This is a genomic window from Lelliottia sp. F153, assembly GCF_002870005.1.
Classification (GTDB): Bacteria; Pseudomonadota; Gammaproteobacteria; order Enterobacterales; family Enterobacteriaceae; genus Enterobacter; species Enterobacter nimipressuralis.
Genome location: NZ_PKFT01000005.1, coordinates 38,480 through 60,440 on the forward strand (window position 1 = coordinate 38,480; position 21,961 = coordinate 60,440).

The 21,961-nt window shown below is 56.5% G+C and carries 21 protein-coding genes; 11 read left to right on the top strand and 10 right to left on the bottom strand.

Annotation, left to right across the window (positions count from 1 at the left end):
* Positions 1-46: 46 nt before the first annotated feature.
* The 5 genes from selB to F153LOC_RS13570 all read right to left on the bottom strand — a co-directional run bounded on the left by selB (position 47) and on the right by F153LOC_RS13570 (position 5,549).
* Positions 47-1,897, bottom strand: a complete 1,851-nt coding sequence (selB, locus tag F153LOC_RS13550) for a selenocysteine-specific translation elongation factor (RefSeq protein WP_102105044.1) — start codon at positions 1,895-1,897, stop codon at positions 47-49.
* A complete protein-coding gene (selA, locus tag F153LOC_RS13555; RefSeq protein WP_102105045.1) occupies positions 1,894-3,279 on the bottom strand; it encodes an L-seryl-tRNA(Sec) selenium transferase in 1,386 nt (461 codons plus the stop codon). The genes selB and selA overlap by 4 nt, the downstream gene beginning before the upstream one ends.
* 103 nt (positions 3,280-3,382) lie before the next feature.
* The gene (locus tag F153LOC_RS13560; protein WP_102105046.1) at positions 3,383-3,991 is read right to left on the bottom strand and encodes a glutathione S-transferase; all 609 of its coding nucleotides are present in this window, start codon (positions 3,989-3,991) and stop codon (positions 3,383-3,385) included.
* Positions 3,992-4,053: 62 nt separating this feature from the next.
* The gene (locus tag F153LOC_RS13565) at positions 4,054-5,190 is read right to left on the bottom strand and encodes an HlyD family secretion protein (protein WP_102105047.1); all 1,137 of its coding nucleotides are present in this window, start codon (positions 5,188-5,190) and stop codon (positions 4,054-4,056) included.
* Between the two features lie 2 nt (positions 5,191-5,192).
* Complete coding sequence (locus F153LOC_RS13570; RefSeq protein WP_102105048.1) at positions 5,193-5,549, bottom strand: DUF3302 domain-containing protein; 357 nt, start codon at positions 5,547-5,549, stop codon at positions 5,193-5,195.
* Between the two features lie 659 nt (positions 5,550-6,208).
* Between F153LOC_RS13570 and F153LOC_RS13580 the strand changes: the two genes are divergently transcribed.
* The 8 genes from F153LOC_RS13580 to trmL all read left to right on the top strand — a co-directional run bounded on the left by F153LOC_RS13580 (position 6,209) and on the right by trmL (position 14,763).
* Positions 6,209-8,119, top strand: coding sequence for a PTS mannitol transporter subunit IICBA (locus tag F153LOC_RS13580; protein WP_102105050.1), 1,911 nt, complete (start codon positions 6,209-6,211; stop codon positions 8,117-8,119).
* 83 nt (positions 8,120-8,202) lie between these two features.
* Positions 8,203-9,366 (top strand): mannitol-1-phosphate 5-dehydrogenase, encoded by a 1,164-nt coding sequence (mtlD, locus tag F153LOC_RS13585; protein ID WP_102105051.1) that lies wholly within the window; start codon positions 8,203-8,205, stop codon positions 9,364-9,366.
* Positions 9,363-9,953, top strand: a complete 591-nt coding sequence (mtlR, locus tag F153LOC_RS13590; protein ID WP_102105052.1) for a mannitol operon repressor MtlR — start codon at positions 9,363-9,365, stop codon at positions 9,951-9,953. Before mtlD ends, mtlR begins: the two co-directional genes overlap by 4 nt.
* A gap of 57 nt (positions 9,954-10,010) precedes the next feature.
* The gene (locus F153LOC_RS13595; protein WP_100778172.1) at positions 10,011-10,373 is read left to right on the top strand and encodes a YibL family ribosome-associated protein; all 363 of its coding nucleotides are present in this window, start codon (positions 10,011-10,013) and stop codon (positions 10,371-10,373) included.
* Between the two features lie 267 nt (positions 10,374-10,640).
* Complete coding sequence (gene lldP, locus F153LOC_RS13600) at positions 10,641-12,296, top strand: L-lactate permease (RefSeq protein WP_102105053.1); 1,656 nt, start codon at positions 10,641-10,643, stop codon at positions 12,294-12,296.
* Positions 12,293-13,066: a transcriptional regulator LldR gene (gene lldR / locus F153LOC_RS13605; protein ID WP_100778174.1), complete on the top strand. Its 774-nt coding sequence runs from the start codon at positions 12,293-12,295 to the stop codon at positions 13,064-13,066. Before lldP ends, lldR begins: the two co-directional genes overlap by 4 nt.
* The gene (gene lldD, locus F153LOC_RS13610) at positions 13,063-14,250 is read left to right on the top strand and encodes an FMN-dependent L-lactate dehydrogenase LldD (protein ID WP_100778175.1); all 1,188 of its coding nucleotides are present in this window, start codon (positions 13,063-13,065) and stop codon (positions 14,248-14,250) included. Before lldR ends, lldD begins: the two co-directional genes overlap by 4 nt.
* A 39-nt stretch (positions 14,251-14,289) precedes the next feature.
* A complete protein-coding gene (gene trmL, locus F153LOC_RS13615) occupies positions 14,290-14,763 on the top strand; it encodes a tRNA (uridine(34)/cytosine(34)/5-carboxymethylaminomethyluridine(34)-2'-O)-methyltransferase TrmL (protein ID WP_100778176.1) in 474 nt (157 codons plus the stop codon).
* A 37-nt stretch (positions 14,764-14,800) separates the two neighbouring features.
* Here the strand turns inward: trmL and cysE are convergent, their stop codons facing one another.
* The 5 genes from cysE to F153LOC_RS13640 all read right to left on the bottom strand — a co-directional run bounded on the left by cysE (position 14,801) and on the right by F153LOC_RS13640 (position 17,915).
* Positions 14,801-15,622 (bottom strand): serine O-acetyltransferase, encoded by an 822-nt coding sequence (gene cysE, locus F153LOC_RS13620; RefSeq protein ID WP_059180464.1) that lies wholly within the window; start codon positions 15,620-15,622, stop codon positions 14,801-14,803.
* A gap of 79 nt (positions 15,623-15,701) precedes the next feature.
* Positions 15,702-16,721, bottom strand: coding sequence for an NAD(P)H-dependent glycerol-3-phosphate dehydrogenase (gene gpsA / locus F153LOC_RS13625; RefSeq protein ID WP_100778177.1), 1,020 nt, complete (start codon positions 16,719-16,721; stop codon positions 15,702-15,704).
* Positions 16,721-17,188, bottom strand: a complete 468-nt coding sequence (gene secB, locus F153LOC_RS13630; protein WP_100778178.1) for a protein-export chaperone SecB — start codon at positions 17,186-17,188, stop codon at positions 16,721-16,723. The genes gpsA and secB overlap by 1 nt, the downstream gene beginning before the upstream one ends.
* A gap of 33 nt (positions 17,189-17,221) precedes the next feature.
* A complete protein-coding gene (gene grxC / locus F153LOC_RS13635) occupies positions 17,222-17,470 on the bottom strand; it encodes a glutaredoxin 3 (RefSeq protein ID WP_100778179.1) in 249 nt (82 codons plus the stop codon).
* A gap of 13 nt (positions 17,471-17,483) precedes the next feature.
* Entirely contained in the window at positions 17,484-17,915 is a 432-nt protein-coding gene (locus F153LOC_RS13640; protein WP_095280187.1) for a rhodanese-like domain-containing protein, read from the bottom strand.
* 248 nt (positions 17,916-18,163) lie between these two features.
* Here F153LOC_RS13640 and gpmM point away from each other — a divergent pair, with 248 nt between their 5' ends.
* Genes gpmM through F153LOC_RS13655 form a run of 3 tightly spaced genes read left to right on the top strand, consistent with a single transcriptional unit; the run spans position 18,164 to position 21,946 of the window.
* Positions 18,164-19,708, top strand: a complete 1,545-nt coding sequence (gene gpmM, locus F153LOC_RS13645; RefSeq protein ID WP_102105054.1) for a 2,3-bisphosphoglycerate-independent phosphoglycerate mutase — start codon at positions 18,164-18,166, stop codon at positions 19,706-19,708.
* 33 nt (positions 19,709-19,741) lie between these two features.
* A complete protein-coding gene (gene envC / locus F153LOC_RS13650) occupies positions 19,742-21,001 on the top strand; it encodes a murein hydrolase activator EnvC (protein WP_231275396.1) in 1,260 nt (419 codons plus the stop codon).
* 3 nt (positions 21,002-21,004) lie between these two features.
* The gene (locus F153LOC_RS13655) at positions 21,005-21,946 is read left to right on the top strand and encodes a divergent polysaccharide deacetylase family protein (protein ID WP_102105055.1); all 942 of its coding nucleotides are present in this window, start codon (positions 21,005-21,007) and stop codon (positions 21,944-21,946) included.
* Positions 21,947-21,961: the final 15 nt, after the last annotated feature.

Sequence of the window (21,961 nt, forward strand, 5' to 3'; positions counted from 1 at the left end):
CAGCCGCTTACAGCTTTACGACAGGTATCACGGATTATTTGCGCGGTTATTTTTCGATCTGCGGGAACAGCAGCGAATCACGTAACAGGTGGTCATTACCCCGACGGCGCGTGAAGCCAATACGATTGAAATACTCCAGAATTTGTATTGCCAGTTTGCGGCCCACGTTCAGGCGATCGCGGAAGTCGGCAGCGCAGGTCGATCCCTTTTCCTGATGCAGATCGCGGATCAAACTGGCAAAGGTGACGATGCGATCGTTACGGTAATAGCGATCTTTAACGATCGCGGTAATCAGCCCCTGCTGCGCGGCGTGGCGCAATACCTGACGCATCACCACTTCATCCGTTGCAGTTTCGCGGGCCAAATCGCGCACCCACCAGGGTTCATCGCCAAACAGCGGCGCGGCTTTTTGCCAGATGGCGTCCTGTTCCGGGGTAAATCCGGCTTTGTGATCCGGCAGATGTAACCAGCCGTGATGGCTGTGGATCATGCCGCTTTCGCGCATCTTTTCTATCAGCAGCAGCACCAGCGCGTCGTCTTCCATCGGCAGCGCCATACGGCGCAGGCGTTCGCGGCCTGGGCCTGGCTCGTCCTGATGCTGTTCGTGGTAGGTCGCAAGCGTAGAGAGCACCTTGCGCTGCCAGTGGGCGGCAACCGGTGCGTTAAGCAGGCTGTATCCGGCCTGAATAAAGCCCGGCTGCTGCGTGAGCTGCCGCAAACTGTCACCGCTCAGCTGACGCCCCCAAGCGAAATCGGCGAGATTCACCGCACCGCGCTCGAGATGCACCGCCAGCGCAGCCTGGTCGTCTTCTGCCTGTGCCAGCGCCGCCAGCCACTGCAGATATTCAGGCTTACGTTTACCGCGACGCGGCGGATTGAGCGTCACCACGCGGGCGCCCGCCAGGGTGACGCGCGCAGAGATATCGCGCAGCACCAGCCGGTCGTTATCCGCCAGCCACAAAGGGGTATCCAGCACCAGCTCAGCCAAATCGTTTTCCAGTAAAGAGACACGGCCGGTCACGTGGCTGGCGGCGTGGTGGATATGCAGCGGCTGCCACTGGGTGAGCGGCGCGTGGGTGTGCAGAGAGACAATCACCCGCGTGGAAGGCTCCGGCGGCGCGTCGGCCAGCAGCCAGTCACCGCGATTGAACTGCTCTTTTTCCGCATCACCGGCGATATTCAGGGCGATACGCTGCCCGGCATGGGCCTGTTCCGTGGGCTGGTTCTGTGCGTGCAGCCCGCGCACGCGCATCGGTTTATTCACGCCCGTCAGCCACAGACTATCGCCCACCTTCACTTCACCGCTGAGTGCCGTCCCGGTCACCACCAGTCCGGCCCCTTTCACGGTGAACGCGCGATCTATTGCCAGACGGAAGCTGTGATCGCTGGCCGGTTCGCGGGAGGAAAGATGCTGTAAATGGTCGCGTAGTTCGTCGATTCCGCGCCCTTCTGTCGCTACTGTGACGAAAACCGGCGCATCGGTGAAACCGTACTCCAGCAGAGTGGCGCGAATCTCTTCGCGCACTTCGTCAATGCGGCTCTCGTCGACGCGATCCGCTTTGGTGAGCGCCACCGTCAGCTGCGGCTGGCCCGTCAGCTGTAAAATCGCCAGATGCTCACGCGTTTGCGCCATCACGCCGTCGTCGCAGGCCACCACCAGCAGAGCGTGATCGATACCGCCGACCCCGGCCAGCATATTGGCAAGAAACTTTTCATGACCTGGCACATCGATAAAGCCGAGTACCCGACCGTCTGGCAGCGGCCAGTAAGCGTAGCCAAGATCGATGGTCATGCCGCGCTTTTTCTCTTCCGGCAGACGATCGGCATTCACGCCGGTAATGGCATGTAACAGCGTCGTTTTTCCGTGGTCAACGTGACCGGCAGTGGCAATAATCATTTCAACAACATCTCCAGGAACCGTTCTTCATCTTCAAGGCAGCGCAGATCCAGCCACAGGCGACCATCGTAAATGCGCCCGATAATCGGCGTAGGCAGCGCACGCCAGCGCGCAGACAAGGCGTCGAGCTGGCTTCCGCGCCCGTCGCGCGGCGTCAGAGTCAGCGCGGCGCTGGGCAGGCGGTCAACGGGCAGCGATCCGCTGCCAATCTGCGACTGACAGGATTCCACGCGCACGTCGAAATCGGGGAAGTGTGCGGTGACTTGCGACAGTAGCAGTTCCGCCTGAGCGCGAATCGAGGCTGCATCGCGCGCCAGCAGACGCAGCGTTGGCAGACGTTCGGCCAGTTTCTCCGGATGGAGATAGAGCCGCAGCGTGGCGTCCAGCGCAGCGAGGGTCATTTTATCAGCGCGCAGGGCGCGTTTCAGCGGGTGCTGCTGGAGCTTCGCAATCAGTTCACGTTTACCGACCACAATCCCGGCCTGTGGGCCACCGAGCAGTTTGTCGCCGGAGAAGCTCACCAGGCTCACGCCTGCGGCGATCATCTCCTGCGGCATCGGCTCTTTCGGCAGACCGTAGAGGCTTAAATCCACCAGCGAACCGCTGCCCAGATCGGCAATGACCGGCACGTTCAGTTCGCGGCCAATCTCCGCCAGCTCCGCCTCTTCCACCGTTTTGGTAAAGCCTTCAATGTGATAGTTGCTGGTGTGGACTTTCATCAGCAGCGCGGTGTTTTCGTTAACCGCCGCGCGATAATCTTTCGCATGCGTGCGGTTGGTGGTCCCGACTTCATGCAGCTCGCAGCCCGCCTGACGCATCACGTCAGGAATGCGGAACGCGCCGCCAATCTCCACCAGCTCGCCGCGCGACACCACCACCTCTTTGCCGCTGGCGGTAGCCGCCAGCATCAGCAGAACCGCCGCCGCGTTATTGTTCACAATGCAGGCATCTTCCGCGCCCGTTATCTGGCACAGAAGATCAGCCAGCGCGCGGTCGCGGTGTCCACGCCCGGCACCGTCCAGATCGTACTCCAGCGTCACCGGGGATCGCATTGCCTGCGTGACCGCCGTTATCGCCTCTTCCGCCTGTAGCGCGCGGCCTAAATTGGTGTGCAGCACCGTTCCCGTCAGGTTGATCACCGGACGCAACGCGCTTTGCGTATGCGCTGTCAGCCGTTTCTCCACCTCGTGCGCCCAGTCCTCGCACCACTGCGGCAGCGTATTTTGCGTCTGAATGTGCAGGCGGGCTTCATCCTGCATCGCATTCAGGAGCGCCACCATGCAGGTGTGCCCGGACCGTTCAAGAAGAGGGGTGAATCGGGGATCGCGCAGCAGGCGATCGGTCGCAGGGATCTGGCTGTAGAGGGAACGATGAGTAGTCATTAACATGCCTGGCGGTTGGAGTTCTACCCCCCTCCCGACGGGAGAGGGAGTCAACGTGCAGAGGGATTGTACAGCGTACAGAGGTGAAGTGTTATAACCCGCGTCAAGCCTTTGGTGGTTCGGTGCGGGCAAAGCTTTCGCGGCTAAAGAGCGTTTCGGCCAGTTTGACCAGCAGCGGGCGATCCACGCACCAGCCGGGAGAAACGCGGCGGAAATTGAGATAGCCAATCGCGCAGGCGATGGCGATGGTCGCCAGATTGAGCGCGTCGGTTTTGAGTTTCCCGTCCTGAAGCAACTGTTCGCACATATCAAGACTGCGGCTGATTTTTTCCCGCTGACGCACCAGCTCCGCTTCGGATTGCTGCGCGGCAGGTCGCGCCTGTTCACGCACCGACACCAGCGCCGCATCCATGATGCCGTCGGCCAGCGCTTCGATCTGTTTAATCGCCAGCGCCGCTTTCGGCTCACGGGGCACCATCGCCGGGGCAATCCCGAGCAGCTCGATGTACTCGGCAATAATTGGAGAATCAAACCAGGTTTCGCCATCATCGGTTACCAGCGCCGGCACTTTCCCGAGCGGGTTGTACTGTGCCACGCCGGTTTCCGCGTGATAGGGCTGTTCGTTCACAAACTCGAACGTGATGCCTTTTTCCAGCAGGAGAATCGAAATCTTACGTACGAAGGGGCTGGTGTAGCTGCCGATGAGTTTCATTGCCTGATCCTTTACGCCAACAAAAGTGTAAGTATGGATCAGGCAACAAAAAAAGCAGAACGTTAATGGTCGAGATACAGGTAATGCATCCAGCTGGTCATGCGCAGCAGCACTTTCCTCATGACGGAGACGTGCGCGAAGTGGTCGGAATAGACCGCCACCTGGGCATAAATCCCGTCTGGGAGGGCATCGACGTCCGCACTAGGGTCCAGATCAATAGTGGCAAGCACGCCGTCTGTGCCAGGTACCACCGTCAGGGATTGCAGTGAGCCTTGCGCCTGGTAGGAACCGCCCGGCACGACCGGCAGAATGCTGCTCAGTTTGCCGTGGAACACTTGCCCCGGCAGCGCGTTAAACACTACTTCCGCGTCATCACCTGGTTTCAGGCGCAGCAGAGAGTTCTGGCGGAACTGAGCGACAATCTGGCGTTTTTGGTCAGGAATAAAGACCATCACCGGACGCAGCGGAAGTGCAGCGGCATAAGTGCCGGGGCGAATCAGCACCTGAGTGACATAACCATCGCTCGGCGCACGCACCACCGTTTGTTCGAGGTTGTACTTCGCCTCGGTCAGCTGTGCCCGCAGGCTGGCAATCTGCGACTGCTCGCCGTTGACCATGCTGTCTAACTGGCTTTTGATTTGTGCCTGATCGGCCACCGAGGCTTTCACCATCGCATCCTGCGCCAGATAGTTTTGCTGTGCGTTGTCGATATCGCTTTCAGAAAACGGGTTTACCTTCGCCCGGCTGCCTTTCAGATAGCGCTGGTAATCCTTATACAGGCGGTCGCGCTCTGCGGAGACGCGGGTGGTATTGGCCTGCGCTTCCGACAGCTGGCCTTTCAGCACGTCAATATTATAGGTGGCGGTGACCAGATCAGCCTGAATTCTGTCGACTCGGGCCTGATAGCGAACCGGATCGATTTTAAATAACACGTCGCCTTTTTTAATTAGCTGGTTATTTTTATCCGTCACTTCACTCACCACCCCGGTCACTTGCGGCGTGATCGGAATAGAAATCACCGCTTTTTGCGCCGTAAATGTATAAGGGTGGTTATAGTTCATTAATAAGATCAAACCAGCGACGATAAATACCCCACCTAATGCGGCGGTAGCGAGCGTCCATTGGTTAACCGGAATACGGAAGATTTTAAAGATCGCCCAGGCAAACGCGACATAGGTCAGAATAATTAGCAGATCCATGATTAGCTCTCCGGCGTATTTTTTTCTGCGGGCGTTGGCTCCGCGGCTAGCCGGTGTTCCAGCTCGGTAACGCGTCTGGTGAGGGCATCAATATCGGGTTGCTGCGGGGGCTGCGCAATGTGATTTTGCATCCCCCATCCGCGCTCGGGCTGGTACAGCGTGGCCCAAATCCACAGAAATGGCCAGATGATATGCAGCGTAAACAGGCTGACCCAGCCCGCTGTATGGATCGCATCGGCATGGGGATGATTACGCTTTTTCGCCATCAAATAGGGGATATCATGAATCGCAATGATCCCATAAAAAATGACCAGAAAAACGAAAATCAATACGCCCAGCGCGAAATAGTTAAGGAACATATTTGCCTCACTAAAATAGCTTCAACTCTTTAAAAATATTAAATGGTAAGCAACCAAATTAATTTCTTACTGTGCAATTTCTTTGCACATATAAATTAGAGCCGTGGAGTATTATTATTAAAATATCTCCGCGCAAGTTTAATAGCGTGACAAAATATATCCTGACTAATAATCTACTTAATCTTACATTAGCAGATTAATCCTCATTACGCTTTTTCTCCATAACACGAAGGGATGAAAGCATGTTGAGGAAAATCAGTGACTGGATTACAGCCTGGCTGAATTGACAAAACAGAAGTGGGCGGCGATCACACCTGGAGAATTCTGCCTTCAAATTTATTGTGAAGATGATCACAAACATCCAACAAACCCGCCAACATAAAATGTGATTATGATCACATAAAAGCGTCAATCCTGGCGGATTTTTCCCCTGTGTATTTTTTTTACACACCACATTTGTGACGAAGATCACTTCAATTTTAGCCCCACCCCCTACATTTACGTGATTGAGATCACACAAAATTTCGCTGTCTGGACAGTTGAACGATTCAGTGCCAGATTTCACAGCATCAGAACAGGGCTCGGCTACCTCTGCCGCCGCACATTAACGATAAACCTCGGGCCGCAAGCCTAAGCGTAAACAGAAGAAGGGGTGTTTTATGTCATCCGATATCAAGATCAAAGTGCAAAGCTTTGGTCGTTTCCTGAGCAACATGGTGATGCCAAATATCGGCGCGTTTATCGCGTGGGGTATCATCACTGCGTTATTTATTCCGACAGGGTGGTTGCCGAACGAAACGCTGGCGAAACTCGTTGGCCCTATGATTACCTATCTGCTGCCACTGCTCATCGGTTATACCGGTGGTCGCCTGGTTGGCGGCGATCGCGGCGGTGTGGTCGGTGCTATCACCACCATGGGCGTTATCGTCGGTGCGGATATGCCGATGTTCCTCGGTGCGATGATTGCAGGTCCTTTAGGCGGCTGGGCAATTAAGAAATTTGACGTCTGGGTTGATGGTAAGATCAAATCCGGCTTCGAAATGCTGGTGAACAACTTCTCCGCTGGCATCATCGGTATGATCCTGGCGATTCTGGCGTTCCTGGGTATCGGTCCTGCGGTTGAAGTGCTGTCGAAAGTGCTGGCTGCGGGCGTTAACTTCATGGTCGTTCATGACATGCTGCCGCTGGCCTCTATCTTTGTAGAACCAGCGAAAATCCTGTTCCTGAACAACGCGATTAACCACGGTATCTTCTCACCGCTGGGTATTCAGCAGTCCCATGAACTGGGCAAATCCATCTTCTTCCTGATTGAAGCTAACCCAGGTCCGGGTATGGGTGTTCTGCTGGCGTACATGTTCTTCGGTCGCGGTAGCGCTAAACAGTCTGCTGGCGGCGCGGCTATCATCCACTTCCTGGGCGGTATCCACGAAATTTACTTCCCATACGTGCTGATGAACCCACGTCTGATCCTGGCCGTTATCCTCGGCGGTATGACTGGCGTGTTCACTCTGAGCGTGCTGGGCGGCGGTCTGGTTTCTCCTGCATCTCCAGGTTCTATCCTGGCGGTTCTGGCGATGACGCCTAAAGGTGCCTACTTCGCTAACATCGCGGCAATCTGCGCGGCAATGGCAGTCTCCTTCGTGGTTTCCGCTATCCTGCTGAAAACCAGCAAGGTGAAAGAAGAAGACGATATCGACGCTGCGACCCGTCGTATGCAGGATATGAAAGCCGAATCTAAAGGCGCTGCAACGCCGCTGACTGCGGGTGATGTCTCTAACGACCTGAGCCACGTGCGTAAAATCATCGTAGCCTGTGATGCCGGGATGGGTTCAAGCGCCATGGGTGCTGGCGTGCTGCGTAAAAAAGTCCAGGATGCGGGCCTGACCAACATCTCCGTGACCAACAGCGCAATCAACAGCCTGCCACCGGATGTCGACCTGGTCATCACGCACCGCGATCTGACAGAACGTGCGATGCGTCAGGTTCCACAGGCACAACACATTTCACTCACGAACTTCCTCGACAGCGGCCTGTACTCTAGCCTGACCGAGCGTCTGGTGGCGGCACAGCGTCACACCGACAACGAAGTGAAAGTCCGTGATAGCCTGAAAGACAGCTTTGATCCAAACGACAGCCACCTGTTCCGTCTGGGCGCTGAAAACATCTTCCTCGGCCGCACCGCGAGCCACAAAGAAGAAGCGATTCGCTTTGCGGGTGAGCAGCTGGTGAAAGGCGGTTACGTCGAGCCAGAATATGTTGATGCGATGCTGGCGCGTGAGAAACTGACGCCAACGTATCTGGGTGAATCCATCGCGGTGCCACACGGTACGGTTGAAGCGAAAGATCGCGTTCTGAAAACCGGCGTGGTGTTCTGTCAGTACCCGGCAGGCGTGCGCTTCGGTGAAGAAGAAGACGACATCGCCCGTCTGGTGATTGGTATCGCCGCTCGCAACAACGAGCACATCCAGGTGATTACCAGCCTGACCAACGCTCTGGATGATGAATCCGTCATCGAGCGCCTGGCACAGACCACCAGCGTTGAAGAAGTGCTGGCGCTGCTGAACAAGTAACAGCGTCCTATCCCCTCTCCCAAACGGGAGAGGGTTAGGGTGAGGGAAATGCCTCACCCCAGCCCTCTCGGGTAAAAACATTGATGAAGGTTAATACTATGAAAGCATTACATTTTGGCGCAGGTAATATCGGTCGTGGTTTTATCGGCAAACTGCTGGCAGACGCGGGCATTACGCTGACATTCGCCGATGTGAATCAAGTGGTGCTCGACGCCCTGAATGCCCGTCATAGCTACCAGGTTCACGTCGTGGGCGAAAACGAGCTGGTTGAAACCGTCTCGGGTGTGAATGCCGTCAGCAGCATTGGCGACGACGTTATTGACCTGATCGCCAGCGTTGATCTGGTGACCACCGCCGTCGGTCCGGTTGTACTTGAGCGTATCGCCCCTGCCGTCGCGAAAGGTCTGGCAAAACGTAAAGCCCAGGGCATCACCACGCCACTGAATATCATCGCCTGTGAAAACATGGTGCGCGGTACCACGCAGCTGAAAGGCCACGTTCTGGCCGCCGTCGCCGACGAAGATAAAGCCTGGGTCGAAGAGCACGTTGGCTTTGTCGATTCCGCCGTGGACCGTATCGTCCCGCCGTCTGAATCCGCCACTCACGATCCGCTGGAAGTGACCGTTGAAACCTTCAGCGAGTGGATTGTTGATAAAACTCAGTTCAAAGGCCCGCTGCCGACGATCCCGGGTATGGAATTAACCGATAACCTGATGGCATTTGTCGAACGCAAACTCTTCACGCTGAACACCGGGCATGCTATAACCGCGTACCTCGGAAAATTGGCCGGTCATCAGACCATTCGTGATGCGATTCTCGATGAGAAAATCCGTGCGGTGGTAAAAGGTGCGATGGAAGAGAGCGGCGCGGTCCTGATCAAACGCTACGGTTTTGATGCCGAGAAACATGCGGCATACATTCAGAAAATCCTCGGTCGTTTTGAAAACCCGTATCTGAAAGATGACGTTGAGCGCGTCGGTCGTCAGCCGCTGCGTAAACTGAGCGCCGGCGATCGCCTGATCAAACCGCTGCTGGGCACGCTGGAGTACGACCTGCCGCACGCCAACCTGGTAAAAGGGATTGCGGGGGCCATGCACTATCGCAGCGAGCAGGACCCACAGGCGCAGGAGCTGGCTCAATTGATCGATACCAAAGGCCCGCAGGCGGCACTTGCCGAGATTTCAGGGCTTGAGGCCAATAGTAGCGCGGTTGTGGAGGCGGTTAACGCATATAACGCAACCAAATGATTCAGGATCAGGCGCAGGTTCTCCTGCGCCCGAACGACAGATTGTCAGATATGCAGGCAATAATGGAACAAACCCAGGCCTTTGAAAACCGTGTGCTTGAGCGTCTGAATGCTGGCAAAACCGTACGAAGTTTCCTGATTGCCGCCGTCGAGTTACTCACCGAGGCGGTGAATATTCTGGTACTTCAGGTGTTCCGCAAAGACGACTACGCGGTAAAATATGCTGTAGAACCGTTACTGGACGGCGACGGACCGCTGGGCGATCTGTCGGTGCGCCTGAAGCTCATTTATGGCCTTGGCGTCCTCAGCAGGCCCGAGTATGAAGACGCGGAACTGCTGATGGCCTTGCGCGAAGAGCTAAATCACGACGGTAATGAGTACGCTTTTACCGACGATGAAATTCTCGGGCCGTTTGGCGAATTACACTGCGTCACCGCCCTGCCGCCGGCACCGCATTTCGATAACAGCGATCCTGAACTGTATGCGATGCAAAAGCTTCGTTATCAACAGGTTGTGCGTTCTACGATGGTCCTTTCCCTGACTGAGCTGATTTCACGAATCAGCTTAAAAAAAGCGTTTCAGAAGTAACCCTGCGCACATTGGTGTATCCTTCCCTTAATTCCCCCGTTTTTAGAGCTATATGTGATGAAAGAAGTCGAAAAGAACGAAATTAAACGCCTGAGCGATCGCCTGGATCTGATCCGCCACCAGCAGGCTGATATGTCGCTGGTTGAGTCCGCTGAGAAATACGCTGAGCTGGAAAAAGAGAAAGCGACGCTGGAAGCAGAAATCGATCGTCTGCGTGCCGTGAAAGGCCACAAGCTGAGCAAAGAAGCGCAGAAGCTGATGGACATGCCGCATCGCCGTGCGATCACCAAAAAAGAACAGGCCGACATGGGCAAGCTGAAAAAAAGCGTGCGCGGCCTGGTGGTTGTGCACCCGATGACCGAACTGGGCCGTGAAATGGGTCTGAAAGAGATGACCGGCTTTTCGAAGACGGCGTTCTGATTTAGCTGCCGGGTGGCGCCATGCTTACCCGGCCTGCCCCCTCCCCTTAAAATTGGCCCAACCAATCCCCTGACCAATACTTCCCTGGTTCACACTTCCATTATTTCTGCTCACAAAATCATTGCCCATCCATAACATTTGATTAACCATTTGTTGTCATTACCCCTACATCACACTATTGGCAGGACCACTTTTACACAGACTGTGACGCTGAGATGAGCGCAGACTCACCGCGAAGCGGAATGTGTGGTCCTCAGGAGACCTGCAATGAGCCTCTGGCAACAAAACTACGATCCGGCCGGTAACATCTGGCTGTCGAGCCTGATCGCATCGCTACCGATTCTGTTCTTCTTCTTCGCGCTGATTAAGCTCAAGCTGAAGGGCTATCTCGCCGCAACCTACACCGTCGCGATTGCGCTGGTGGTGGCGCTGTTCTTCTACAAAATGCCGGTCGATCACGCCCTTGCGTCGGTGGTGTATGGTTTCTTCTACGGATTGTGGCCAATCGCCTGGATCATCATCGCGGCGGTGTTTGTTTATAAAATCTCGGTGAAGACCGGGCAATTCGACATCATTCGCTCGTCGATTCTCTCCATTACCCCGGATCAGCGCCTGCAAATGCTGATTGTCGGTTTCTGCTTCGGCGCGTTCCTCGAAGGGGCGGCGGGCTTTGGTGCACCGGTGGCGATCACCGCTGCGCTGCTGGTGGGTCTCGGCTTTAACCCGCTGTATGCTGCGGGCCTGTGTCTGATCGTCAATACCGCGCCGGTAGCCTTCGGCGCGATGGGGATTCCCATTCTGGTCGCTGGGCAGGTCACCGGTTTAGACAGCTTCGAAATCGGCCAGATGGTGGGGCGTCAGCTGCCGTTCCTGACCATTATCGTGCTGTTCTGGATCATGGCAATTATGGACGGCTGGCGCGGCGTGAAAGAGACCTGGCCTGCGGTGGTGGTTGCAGGTGGTTCGTTTGCTATCGCCCAGTATCTCAGCTCGAACTTTATCGGCCCGGAACTGCCGGACATCATCTCGTCGCTGGTATCGCTGGTCTGCCTCACCCTGTTCCTGAAGCGCTGGCAGCCGGTGCGCATCTTCCGCTTTGGCGATATGGGCGCGGCGCAGGTCGATCAGACTCTGGCACGCACCCATTACAGCGTCGGCCAGATTGTGCGTGCCTGGTCGCCGTTCCTGTTTCTGACCGCGACGGTCACCCTCTGGAGCGTCCCACCGTTCAAAGCGCTGTTCGCCCCTGGCGGTGCGCTGTACGACATGGTGATTAACATCTCCGTGCCGTTCCTCGACAAAATGGTTGCCCGCATGCCGCCGGTCGTTCACGAAGCGACGCCGTATGCTGCGGTCTATAAGTTCGACTGGTTCTCTGCAACCGGCACGGCGATCCTGTTTGCGGCGATTCTTTCTGTGGTGTGGCTGCGGATGAAACCGGCGGCGGCTATTCAGACCTTTGCCAGCACGCTGAAAGAGCTGGCGCTGCCGATTTACTCTATCGGTATGGTGCTGGCGTTCGCGTTTATCTCGAACTACTCCGGTTTGTCATCGACGCTGGCATTAGCCCTGGCCCATACGGGGCACGCCTTCACCTTCTTCTCGCCGTTCCTCGGCTGGCTGGGCGTGTTCCTGACCGGTTCCGATACGTCATCCAACGCCCTCTTTGCCGCGCTTCAGGCGACCGCCGCGCAGCAGATTGGTGTTTCGGACGTGCTGCTCGTCGCGGCGAATACCACCGGCGGCGTGACCGGCAAAATGATCTCCCCACAGTCCATCGCCATTGCCTGTGCAGCGGTGGGACTGGTGGGTAAAGAGTCGGACCTGTTCCGATTTACCGTCAAACACAGCCTGATTTTCACCTGCATGGTGGGCGTGATTACCACGCTTCAGGCCTACGTCTTAACCTGGATGATTCCATGATAGTGATGCCCAGACGCCTGTCCGACGAGATTGCCTCTCGCGTGCGGGCGCTGATTGAAGAACAACAGCTGGAAGCGGGCATGAAGTTACCCGCGGAACGCCAGCTGGCGGCGCTGCTTGGCGTGTCGCGTAATTCACTGCGCGAAGCGCTGGCGACGCTGGTCAGCGAGGGCGTGCTGCTCAGCCGTCGCGGCGGCGGGACCTTTGTCCGCTGGCAGCATGACGACTGGTCCGAGCAAAACATCGTTCAGCCTCTTAAAACGCTGATGGAGAACGATCCGGATTACAGTTTCGATATCCTCGAAGCCCGCCATGCCATTGAAGCCAGCACCGCCTGGCACGCGGCGATGCGCGCGACGGACGCCGACAAAGAGAAGCTCAAAGCCTGCTTTGAGGCGACGCAGAGCGATAACCCGGATATCGCCTCGCAGGCGGACGTACGTTTTCATCTCGCCATTGCCGAGGCCTCACACAACGTGGTGCTGCTGCAAACCATGCGCGGTTTTTTCGATCTGCTGCAATCCTCTGTTAAGCAGAGCCGCCAGCGCATGTATCTCGTTCCGCCGGTCTTTGCCCAGCTCACGGAGCAGCATCAGGCCGTGCTCGACGCCATTCTGAAAGGCGACGCCGACGCCGCGCGTAAAGCGATGATGGCCCATCTCGGTTTCGTCCATACCACCATCAAACGATTCGATGAAGATCAGGCCCGACAGGCGCGCATTACCCGCCTGCCCGGCGATCATGATATTTCCAGGGAGAACAAAGCATGATTATTTCCGCAGCCAGTGACTATCGCGCAGCGGCGCAGCGCATCCTGCCCCCATTCCTGTTCCACTACATCGACGGCGGGGCGTATTCCGAATACACCCTGCGCCGCAACGTGGAGGATCTGTCCGAAGTGGCGCTGCGCCAGCGTGTGCTGAAAAACATGTCCGATCTGAGTCTGGAAACGAAGCTGTTCAACGAGACGCTGTCGATGCCTGTGGCTCTTGCACCCGTTGGCCTGTGCGGCATGTATGCTCGTCGCGGCGAGGTGCAAGCGGCGGCGGCGGCTGATGCCAAAGGTATCCCGTTTACGCTCTCGACAGTCTCCGTGTGTCCGATTGAAGAGGTGGCACCGACCATTAAGCGCCCGATGTGGTTCCAGCTGTATGTCCTGCGCGACCGCGGCTTTATGCGTAACGCCCTGGAGCGTGCCAAAGCGGCAGGCTGTTCAACGCTGGTGTTTACCGTCGATATGCCGACGCCGGGCGCCCGCTATCGCGATGCCCACTCGGGTATGAGCGGCGCGAACGCGGCCATGCGTCGCTACTGGCAGGCGGTCACGCATCCGCAGTGGGCGTGGGATGTGGGCGTCAACGGTCGTCCACACGATCTGGGTAATATTTCGGCGTATCTCGGCAAACCGACCGGGCTGGAGGATTATATCGGCTGGCTGGCGAATAATTTTGATCCGTCGATCTCGTGGAAAGATCTGGAATGGATCCGCGAGTTCTGGGACGGCCCGATGGTCATCAAAGGCATTCTCGATCCGGAAGATGCACGCGATGCGGTGCGTTTTGGCGCAGATGGCATTGTGGTGTCGAACCACGGCGGGCGTCAGCTTGACGGCGTGCTCTCCTCCGCGCGCGCGCTGCCGGCCATCGCCGACGCAGTGAAAGGCGATATTGCGATTCTGGCCGACAGTGGCATCCGCAACGGGCTGGACGTGGTGCGCATGATTGCCCTCGGCGCTGACAGCGTGCTGCTGGGCCGGGCGTATCTGTATGCGCTGGCGACGCATGGCCAGGCGGGCGTGGCGAATCTGCTGAACCTGATCGAAAAAGAGATGAAAGTGGCGATGACGCTGACCGGGGCTAAAACCATCGGTGAGATCAGCAAGGATTCGCTGGTGCAGGAGCTGAGTAAATTACCGGCGGCGCTGGCACCATTGGCGCGAGGGGACGCGGCGTAGGGAAAGTGGTATCCTGCCCCCGCATTTTAAGGGGGCAGCATGCTTAACATCGTTTTATTCGAACCAGAAATTCCACCGAATACCGGGAATATCATCCGCCTGTGCGCCAACACCGGTTTTCGTTTGCATATTATCGAGCCAATGGGTTTTGCGTGGGATGACAAACGCCTGCGCCGTGCCGGGCTGGATTATCACGAATTTACCGCCGTGGTCCGCCATCACGATTACGCCGCGTTTGTGGAGGCGGAAAAGCCGCAACGTATGTTTGCCCTGACAACGAAAGGCACGCCTGCACACAGTGCGGTGAGCTATCAGGAAGGCGATTATCTGATGTTCGGTCCGGAGACGCGCGGGCTGCCTGCCACTATTCTTGACGCCCTGCCTGCTGAGCAAAAAATCCGTATTCCGATGATGCCGGACAGCCGGAGCATGAACCTGTCGAACGCGGTGTCGGTAGTGGTATACGAAGCCTGGCGCCAGCTGGGGTATGCTGGCGCGGTATTACGAAGCTGATGTTGTCGGGTAGCGGTTCGCTTACCCGCACGAAGTTTTAAATCCCGTCGCCATACTCAAAGGTATGGTGGATACCGTTGAAGTGCTGATCCATATCCATCGCGGGTTTATCGCTCTCTGGCTTGCCAACGATACGCGCTGGCACGCCAGCGGCGGTGGTATGCGGTGGAACAGGTTGCAGCACCACGGAACCGGCGCCGATTTTCGCGCCGCGCCCCACTTCGATATTGCCGAGAATTTTCGCGCCCGCGCCAATCATCACCCCTTCACGGATCTTCGGATGGCGATCGCCACTGGTTTTACCGGTACCCCCGAGGGTGACGGACTGCAGAATCGACACGTCATCTTCGATCACCGCCGTTTCCCCGACGACAATCCCCGTGGCGTGGTCGAGCATGATCCCGCGACCAATTTTCGCCGCCGGGTGGATATCGACCTGGAAAGTGACGGAAACCTGGTTCTGCAAGAAGATCGCCAGCGCGCGGCGGCCCTCATTCCACAGCCAGTGGCCGATACGGTAGGCCTGCAAGGCGTGGAAGCCTTTCAGGTACAGCAGCGGCGTTGAATATTTATCGACGGCAGGGTCACGCGTGCGCACGGCCTGAATATCACAGGCGGCGGAGGCGATCATTTCAGGGTCAGCAGCATACGCCTCTTCCACCACTTCGCGAATAGCGATCGCGGGCATAATGGAGGACGCCAGTTTATTGGCGAGCATATAGCTCAGGGCGCTGCCGAGGTTTTCATGCTTGAGTAGCGTCGCGTGGTAGAAACTGGCCAGCATTGGCTCGCAGTCGGCCAAAGCCCGGGCTTCGGCTTTAATATTGTTCCAGACGATATCCAGTTCTTCACACGGCATTGCATACTCCAGGCGGTATCATAATGACCGGCCAGTTCTGCGCCAGCCGGGTCATTCAGGTGACTAAGGTTCCCTGCGATTAATTACTACTGCGCTCGTCCTTGCGTGAGCGACCTAACAGCGTTAATGCTGCCTCGCGCGCATTTTTTCCGCAATACAATACCTGATAAATTTCCTCGGTTATTGGCATTTCGACACCAAAACGGTGCGCCAATTCCCGAACTTCTTTGGTATTGCGATAGCCTTCAACCACCTGACCAATCTTTTCCTGCGCGCCGATCACGTCCATGCCCTGTCCAAGCATCATGCCGAAACGGCGGTTGCGAGACTGGTTATCAGTGCAGGTCAGCACCAGATCGCCTAAACCAGCCATCCCCATAAAGGTGGCAGGATCGGCGCCCAGCGCAGTCCCGAGACGAGACATTTCAGTCAGCCCACGGGTGATCAGCGCTGTACGCGCGTTGGCGCCAAAGCCGATACCGTCGGACATCCCGGCACCAATCGCGATGACGTTTTTCACCGCGCCGCCCAGCTGAACACCGATAAAATCGGGATTGCTGTAGACGCGGAAGCTCTTACCGCAGTGCAGCAAATGCTGGAGATCGTCGGAGAAGGTCTGATCGGTCGATGCCAGAGAGATGGCCGTTGGCAGGCCTGCGGCCAGCTCTTTTGCAAACGTCGGCCCGGAGATCACGGCGAGCGGAATGTCATCACCCAGAATTTCGCGGGCGACATCCTGCAAGAGACGTCCGGTTTCCGCTTCCAGCCCTTTCGTCGCCCACACAATGCGCGCATCCGGGCGCATCAGCGCCTTGATCTGGTGCAGCACCTGGCCAAAGACATGGCTCGGCACAACCACGAGAATATTGCGGCTGGCGGCAAGCGCGGTGGCAAGATCGCTTTCGAGATGCAGCGAATCAGGGAAAGGCACGTCAGGAAGAAACGCCACGTTGCAGCGGTCGTGTTGCAACGTCGCGATATGTTTGGGATCGTGGCCCCAGAGAACCACTTCGTGACCATTTCTTGCCAGAGTGATGGCAAGAGCGGTGCCGTAAGAGCCGGCACCGATCACAGTCATTGACGCATTAACTGTACTCATCAGGCATCCTGATGTTGGTCAGTACCTTCGCCAGCTTGCTGCTGCAGATAGTTCATGAACAGCGCATCAAAGTTTACTGGCGCAAGGTTCAGTTGCGGGAATGTACCGCGGGATACCAGGCTGGTGATGCATTCGCGAGCATACGGGAACAGGATGTTCGGGCAGTATGCACCCAGGCAATGCGCCAGCTGATTACCTTCGATACCGCCAACGGAGAAGATACCACCCTGCTGTACTTCACACAGGAATGCAGTTTCTTCGCCCAGCGCAGCGGTAACGGTCACGCGCAGCACAACTTCATACACGTCTTCTGCCAGTTGGGTAGAAGCAGTATCAAGATCAAGTTTAACCTCTGGCTGCCAATCTTTCTGGAAAACGTGTGGCGCATTTGGAGCTTCGAAAGAGACATCTTTGGTGTAGATGCGCTGGATCTGGAAACTCATTTCGTTGTTGTTTTGTTCTGACATGGAAATACCCTTTTTAATTGTCCTAAAACGCTATCACAGCAGGGGATCGAGCCCGCCGCGTGCATCCAGCGCATACAAGTCATCACAGCCACCAATGTGCTGCGCATCAATAAAAATCTGCGGAACCGTCGTGCGGCCACTACGTTTGATCATCTCTTCACGTTTTGCCGCATCGCCATCAATGGGCAGTTCCTGGAAAGTTACCCCTTTGCTGTTTAGCAGCGCTTTTGCACGATGGCAAAACGGGCAGGTCGCTTTGGTGTAGATTTCAATATTGGCCATCACGTCGTTCCTCTTATTTACCGCGAACTAAAGGCAGATTCTCACCGCTCCAGCCAGAGACGCCGTCTTTCAGTACGAAGACTTTATCGAAGCCAGCTTTGGTGAGTGCGCTCGCTGGGTCCTGAGCCTGCATGCCGGTACCGTCAACCACGATAATCGGTTTGTCTTTATGCTTTTCCAGCTCGCCAAGATTGTTGGCTTTGATTTCTGTTGGCAGCAGGTTAATAGACCCTGCAATGTGCCCTTTACGGAAATCATCACGCTGGCGCAGATCCACAACGACCGCGTCTTCTTTGTTGATGAGGCGCGTTGCTTCACCACGGGTAATAACCTTAACTTTAGACGTAAGGCCTTTAAACGTGGTGAACAGCACAGCGGCCAGTAAACCAATCCACGCGATACTGAGTACTGGGTGGCGGCTAACAAATTGCATAATTTCTTGCATGGGGGGTAACAACTCCCGACGTAGTGATTAAAAAAACCAGGACAGGAGTATACCTGTGCGTTGTGGCAAATACAGCCAGCGAGAATAAGCTAATCCATTTTCTGCGGCATGCCACGAAAAAAAAGCGTCAAAATGAGCACACCCGCCGCCTGTCCCCTCCCTTTCTTTGATCTTCTGCGGCTATTTTATCGATTCAGCTGTAGTAAAATTACGCAAATTTTTTGTCTCTTGAGCATGAGGTTGTCGCAATGTCGGTTTCTAAAAAACCTATGGTACTGGTGATTCTGGATGGTTATGGCTATCGTGAGGACAGCCAGGATAACGCCATTTTCAACGCTAAAACCCCGGTCATGGATGCGCTGTGGGCAAAACGTCCGCATACCCTGATTGACGCTTCTGGCCTGGAAGTTGGCCTGCCAGACCGTCAGATGGGCAACTCCGAAGTGGGACACGTCAACCTGGGCGCCGGTCGTATCGTCTATCAGGACCTGACTCGCCTGGACGTTGAAATTAAAGAACGTACTTTCTTCACCAACCCGGTGTTGACCACCGCCGTTGATAAAGCAGTCAACGCGGGCAAAGCCGTCCACATCATGGGCCTGCTCTCTGCCGGTGGTGTTCACAGCCACGAAGATCACATCCTGGCGATGGTTGAGATGGCTGCCGAACGCGGCGCAGAGAAAATCTATCTGCACGCTTTCCTCGACGGCCGCGACACCCCACCGCGCAGCGCGAAATCCTCCCTGCAAACCTTTGAAGAGAAATTTGCTGAACTGGGCAAAGGCCGCGTGGCGTCTATCATTGGCCGCTACTTCGCCATGGACCGCGACAACCGCTGGGACCGCGTTGAGAAAGCGTACGACCTGATGACCCAGGCAGCAGGCGAATTCCAGTTTGATACCGCTGTTGCCGGTCTGGAAGCCGCTTACGCGCGCGATGAAAACGACGAATTCGTGAAAGCGACCGTGATCCGTGCTGAAGGCCAGGCCGATGCCGCAATGGAAGACGGCGATGCGCTGATCTTCATGAACTTCCGCGCTGACCGTGCGCGCGAAATCACCCGCGCTTTCGTGAACGCGGATTTCGACGGTTTTGCCCGTAAAAAAGTCGTGAACCTCGACTTCATCATGCTGACCGAATACGCCGCAGACATTAAAGTCCCTTGCGCGTATCCACCAGCATCACTGGCAAACACCTTCGGCGAGTGGATGGCGAAGAACGACAAAACGCAGCTGCGTATTTCTGAAACCGAAAAATATGCGCACGTGACCTTCTTCTTCAACGGCGGTGTTGAAGAGCCGTTCAAAGGCGAAGACCGCATTCTGATCAACTCTCCGAAAGTGGCGACCTACGATCTGCAGCCAGAAATGAGCTCTGCTGAACTGACCGAGAAACTGGTTGCGGCAATCAAAAGCGGTAAATACGACACCATCATCTGTAACTACCCGAACGGCGATATGGTTGGGCATACGGGCGTGATGGAAGCCGCGGTGAAAGCGGTTGAAGCGCTGGACCATTGCGTTGACGAAGTGACCAAAGCGGTCGAATCCGTCGGTGGCCAACTGCTGATTACAGCTGACCACGGTAACGCAGAACAGATGCGCGATCCGTCTACCGGACAGGCGCACACAGCACACACCAACCTGCCTGTTCCGCTGATTTACGTGGGTGAGAAATCTCTGAAAGCAGTGGAGGGCGGCAAGCTTTCTGACATCGCGCCAACCATGTTGACGCTGATGGGTATGGAAATCCCGCAAGAGATGACTGGCAAGCCGCTGTTCATCGTGGAATAATCCCTCCCCATGAGGGGAAAGGCGATTTTTTCAATCACATGGGTCGTGAAGCCGTTACGGTTATCAGTCAGGCCTCTGCTTTACGCCAGCGCACTCAGCGCTGGCGTATTGCTGTGCGCCGCATCCGCCCACGCTGACGATCGCGATCAGCTCAAATCTATTCAGGCCGATATCGCCGCCAAAGAGCGCGCGGTACGCCAGCAGCAACAGCAACGCGCCTCACTGCTTGCACAGTTAAAGCAGCAGGAGGAAGCGATCTCCGCCGCCGCGCGCAAACTGCGCGAAACGCAGAACACCCTTTCCGTGCTGAACAAGCAAATCGATGAGATGAATGCGTCGATTGCCAAACTGGAACTCCAGCGAGCCACTCAGGAACGTAACCTTGCAGCACAGCTCGACGCTGCGTTTCGTCAGGGCGAGCACACCGGCATTCAGCTGATTCTCAGCGGGGAAGAGAGCCAGCGCGGGCAGCGCCTGCAGGCCTATTTCGGCTATCTGAACCAGGCACGCCAGGAGACCATCGCGCAGCTTAAACAGACGCGTGAAGAGGTCACCTCGCAGAAAGCCGAGCTGGAAGAGAAGCAAAGTCAGCAGCAGACCCTGCTTTACGATCAGCAGGCGCAGCAGGCGAAGCTGGAACAGGCGCGGAACGAACGTAAGAAAACCCTCTCCGGGCTGGAATCTTCCATTCAGGAAGGCCAGGCGCAGCTGGGTGAAATGCGTGCCAACGAATCAAAACTGCGCAACAGTATTGCTCGCGCAGAAGCCGCTGCCCGAGCACGCGCCGAGAAAGAGGCCCGCGAAGCGCAAGCCGTGAAAGACCGTCAACAGGAAGCCTCCCGCAAAGGCTCGACCTACAAGCCAACGGAAAGCGAGCGCTCGCTTATCTCACGTACCGGCGGACTAGGCGCCCCACGCGGACAAGCCTACTGGCCCGTGCGCGGCTCTATTTTGCATCGCTATGGCGAACAGCTGCAGGGTGAGCTACGTTGGAAGGGTATCGTGATTGGCGCGTCGGAAGGGAGCGAAGTCAAAGCGATCGCCGATGGCCGCGTGATCCTCGCCGACTGGCTGCAAGGCTACGGCCTGGTGGTGGTGGTTGAGCACGGGAAAGGCGACATGAGTCTTTACGGCTACAACCAAAGCGCGCTGGTCAGCGTCGGCACTCAGGTCCGTGCAGGACAACCCATCGCCCTTGTGGGCAGCAGTGGCGGTCAGGGCCGCCCGTCACTCTATTTCGAAATTCGTCGCCAGGGTCAGGCGGTCAATCCACAGCCGTGGTTGGGAAGATAAGTTTTGCTTCAATTTCGTCGTATTGTTCTCTCCGTCGTCAGTGCACTGGCGCTGGCTTCACCGGTTTACGCAGGCAAATTAGCCATCGTCATTGATGACTTTGGCTATCGTCCGCACAACGAGAATCAGGTGCTGGCGATGCCGTCGGCCATCTCCGTCGCCGTTTTACCGAATGCACCGCACGCGCGTGAAATGGCGACCAAAGCCCACAACAGCGGGCATGAAGTGCTCATCCACCTGCCGATGGCGCCGCTGAGCAAACAACCGCTGGAAAAAGACACCCTGCGTCCGGAGATGAGCAGCGACGAGATCGAACGCATCATTCGCGACGCCTACGGCAAAGTGCCGTTTGCGGTCGGGCTGAATAACCACATGGGCAGCGCCATGACCTCGAGCCTGTTCGGGATGCAGAAAGTGATGCAGGCGCTGGAGCGCTACAACCTCTATTTTCTCGACAGTATGACCATCGGCAATAGCCAGTCTATGCGCGCCGCGCAGGGCACGGGCGTGAAAGTGATTAAGCGCAAAGTGTTCCTTGATGACACCCAGAACGAAGCCGATATTCGCTTCCAGTTTAATCGCGCCGTCCAGTTGGCTCGCCGCACGGGCTCCGCGATCGCCATTGGCCACCCGCACCCGTCCACGGTGCGTGTCTTGCAGCAAATGCTGCCGACGCTGCCCTCAGACATCACGCTGGTCCGCCCAAGCAGTCTGCTGAACGAACCGCAGGTGGATACGTCACGGCCAGACACTTCCACGCCAGGCAGCAAACCACGCACGGAGCCTAAAAATCCATTCCGTGGCGTACAGATTTGCAAACCGAAACAGCCGCCTGAGCCGGTCTATGCGACCCGATTCTTCACAGTGATTGGTGAGAGCATCAGCCAAAGCTCGCTGGTGACTTACTTCCAGCACCAGTGGCAGGGCTGGGGTAAGAAGGTGTAATTAGAAATCAGCCAC

Excerpts from the sequence above, each read along its gene's own strand:
- selB (WP_102105044.1), bottom strand. The coding sequence starts at position 1,897 with ATGATTATTGCCACTGCCGGTCACGTTGACCACGGAAAAACGACGCTG.
- gpsA (WP_100778177.1), bottom strand. The coding sequence starts at position 16,721 with ATGAGTACAGTTAATGCGTCAATGACTGTGATCGGTGCCGGCTCTTAC.
- lldD (WP_100778175.1), top strand. The coding sequence starts at position 13,063 with ATGATTATTTCCGCAGCCAGTGACTATCGCGCAGCGGCGCAGCGCATC.
- F153LOC_RS13560 (WP_102105046.1), bottom strand. The coding sequence starts at position 3,991 with ATGAAACTCATCGGCAGCTACACCAGCCCCTTCGTACGTAAGATTTCG.
- F153LOC_RS13565 (WP_102105047.1), bottom strand. The coding sequence starts at position 5,190 with ATGGATCTGCTAATTATTCTGACCTATGTCGCGTTTGCCTGGGCGATC.
- mtlR (WP_102105052.1), top strand. The coding sequence starts at position 9,363 with ATGATTCAGGATCAGGCGCAGGTTCTCCTGCGCCCGAACGACAGATTG.
- grxC (WP_100778179.1), bottom strand. The coding sequence starts at position 17,470 with ATGGCCAATATTGAAATCTACACCAAAGCGACCTGCCCGTTTTGCCAT.
- F153LOC_RS13570 (WP_102105048.1), bottom strand. The coding sequence starts at position 5,549 with ATGTTCCTTAACTATTTCGCGCTGGGCGTATTGATTTTCGTTTTTCTG.
- gpmM (WP_102105054.1), top strand. The coding sequence starts at position 18,164 with ATGTCGGTTTCTAAAAAACCTATGGTACTGGTGATTCTGGATGGTTAT.
- F153LOC_RS13595 (WP_100778172.1), top strand. The coding sequence starts at position 10,011 with ATGAAAGAAGTCGAAAAGAACGAAATTAAACGCCTGAGCGATCGCCTG.
- cysE (WP_059180464.1), bottom strand. The coding sequence starts at position 15,622 with ATGCCGTGTGAAGAACTGGATATCGTCTGGAACAATATTAAAGCCGAA.
- trmL (WP_100778176.1), top strand. The coding sequence starts at position 14,290 with ATGCTTAACATCGTTTTATTCGAACCAGAAATTCCACCGAATACCGGG.
- secB (WP_100778178.1), bottom strand. The coding sequence starts at position 17,188 with ATGTCAGAACAAAACAACAACGAAATGAGTTTCCAGATCCAGCGCATC.
- lldR (WP_100778174.1), top strand. The coding sequence starts at position 12,293 with ATGATAGTGATGCCCAGACGCCTGTCCGACGAGATTGCCTCTCGCGTG.
- selA (WP_102105045.1), bottom strand. The coding sequence starts at position 3,279 with ATGACTACTCATCGTTCCCTCTACAGCCAGATCCCTGCGACCGATCGC.
- F153LOC_RS13580 (WP_102105050.1), top strand. The coding sequence starts at position 6,209 with ATGTCATCCGATATCAAGATCAAAGTGCAAAGCTTTGGTCGTTTCCTG.
- F153LOC_RS13640 (WP_095280187.1), bottom strand. The coding sequence starts at position 17,915 with ATGCAAGAAATTATGCAATTTGTTAGCCGCCACCCAGTACTCAGTATC.
- lldP (WP_102105053.1), top strand. The coding sequence starts at position 10,641 with ATGAGCCTCTGGCAACAAAACTACGATCCGGCCGGTAACATCTGGCTG.
- mtlD (WP_102105051.1), top strand. The coding sequence starts at position 8,203 with ATGAAGGTTAATACTATGAAAGCATTACATTTTGGCGCAGGTAATATC.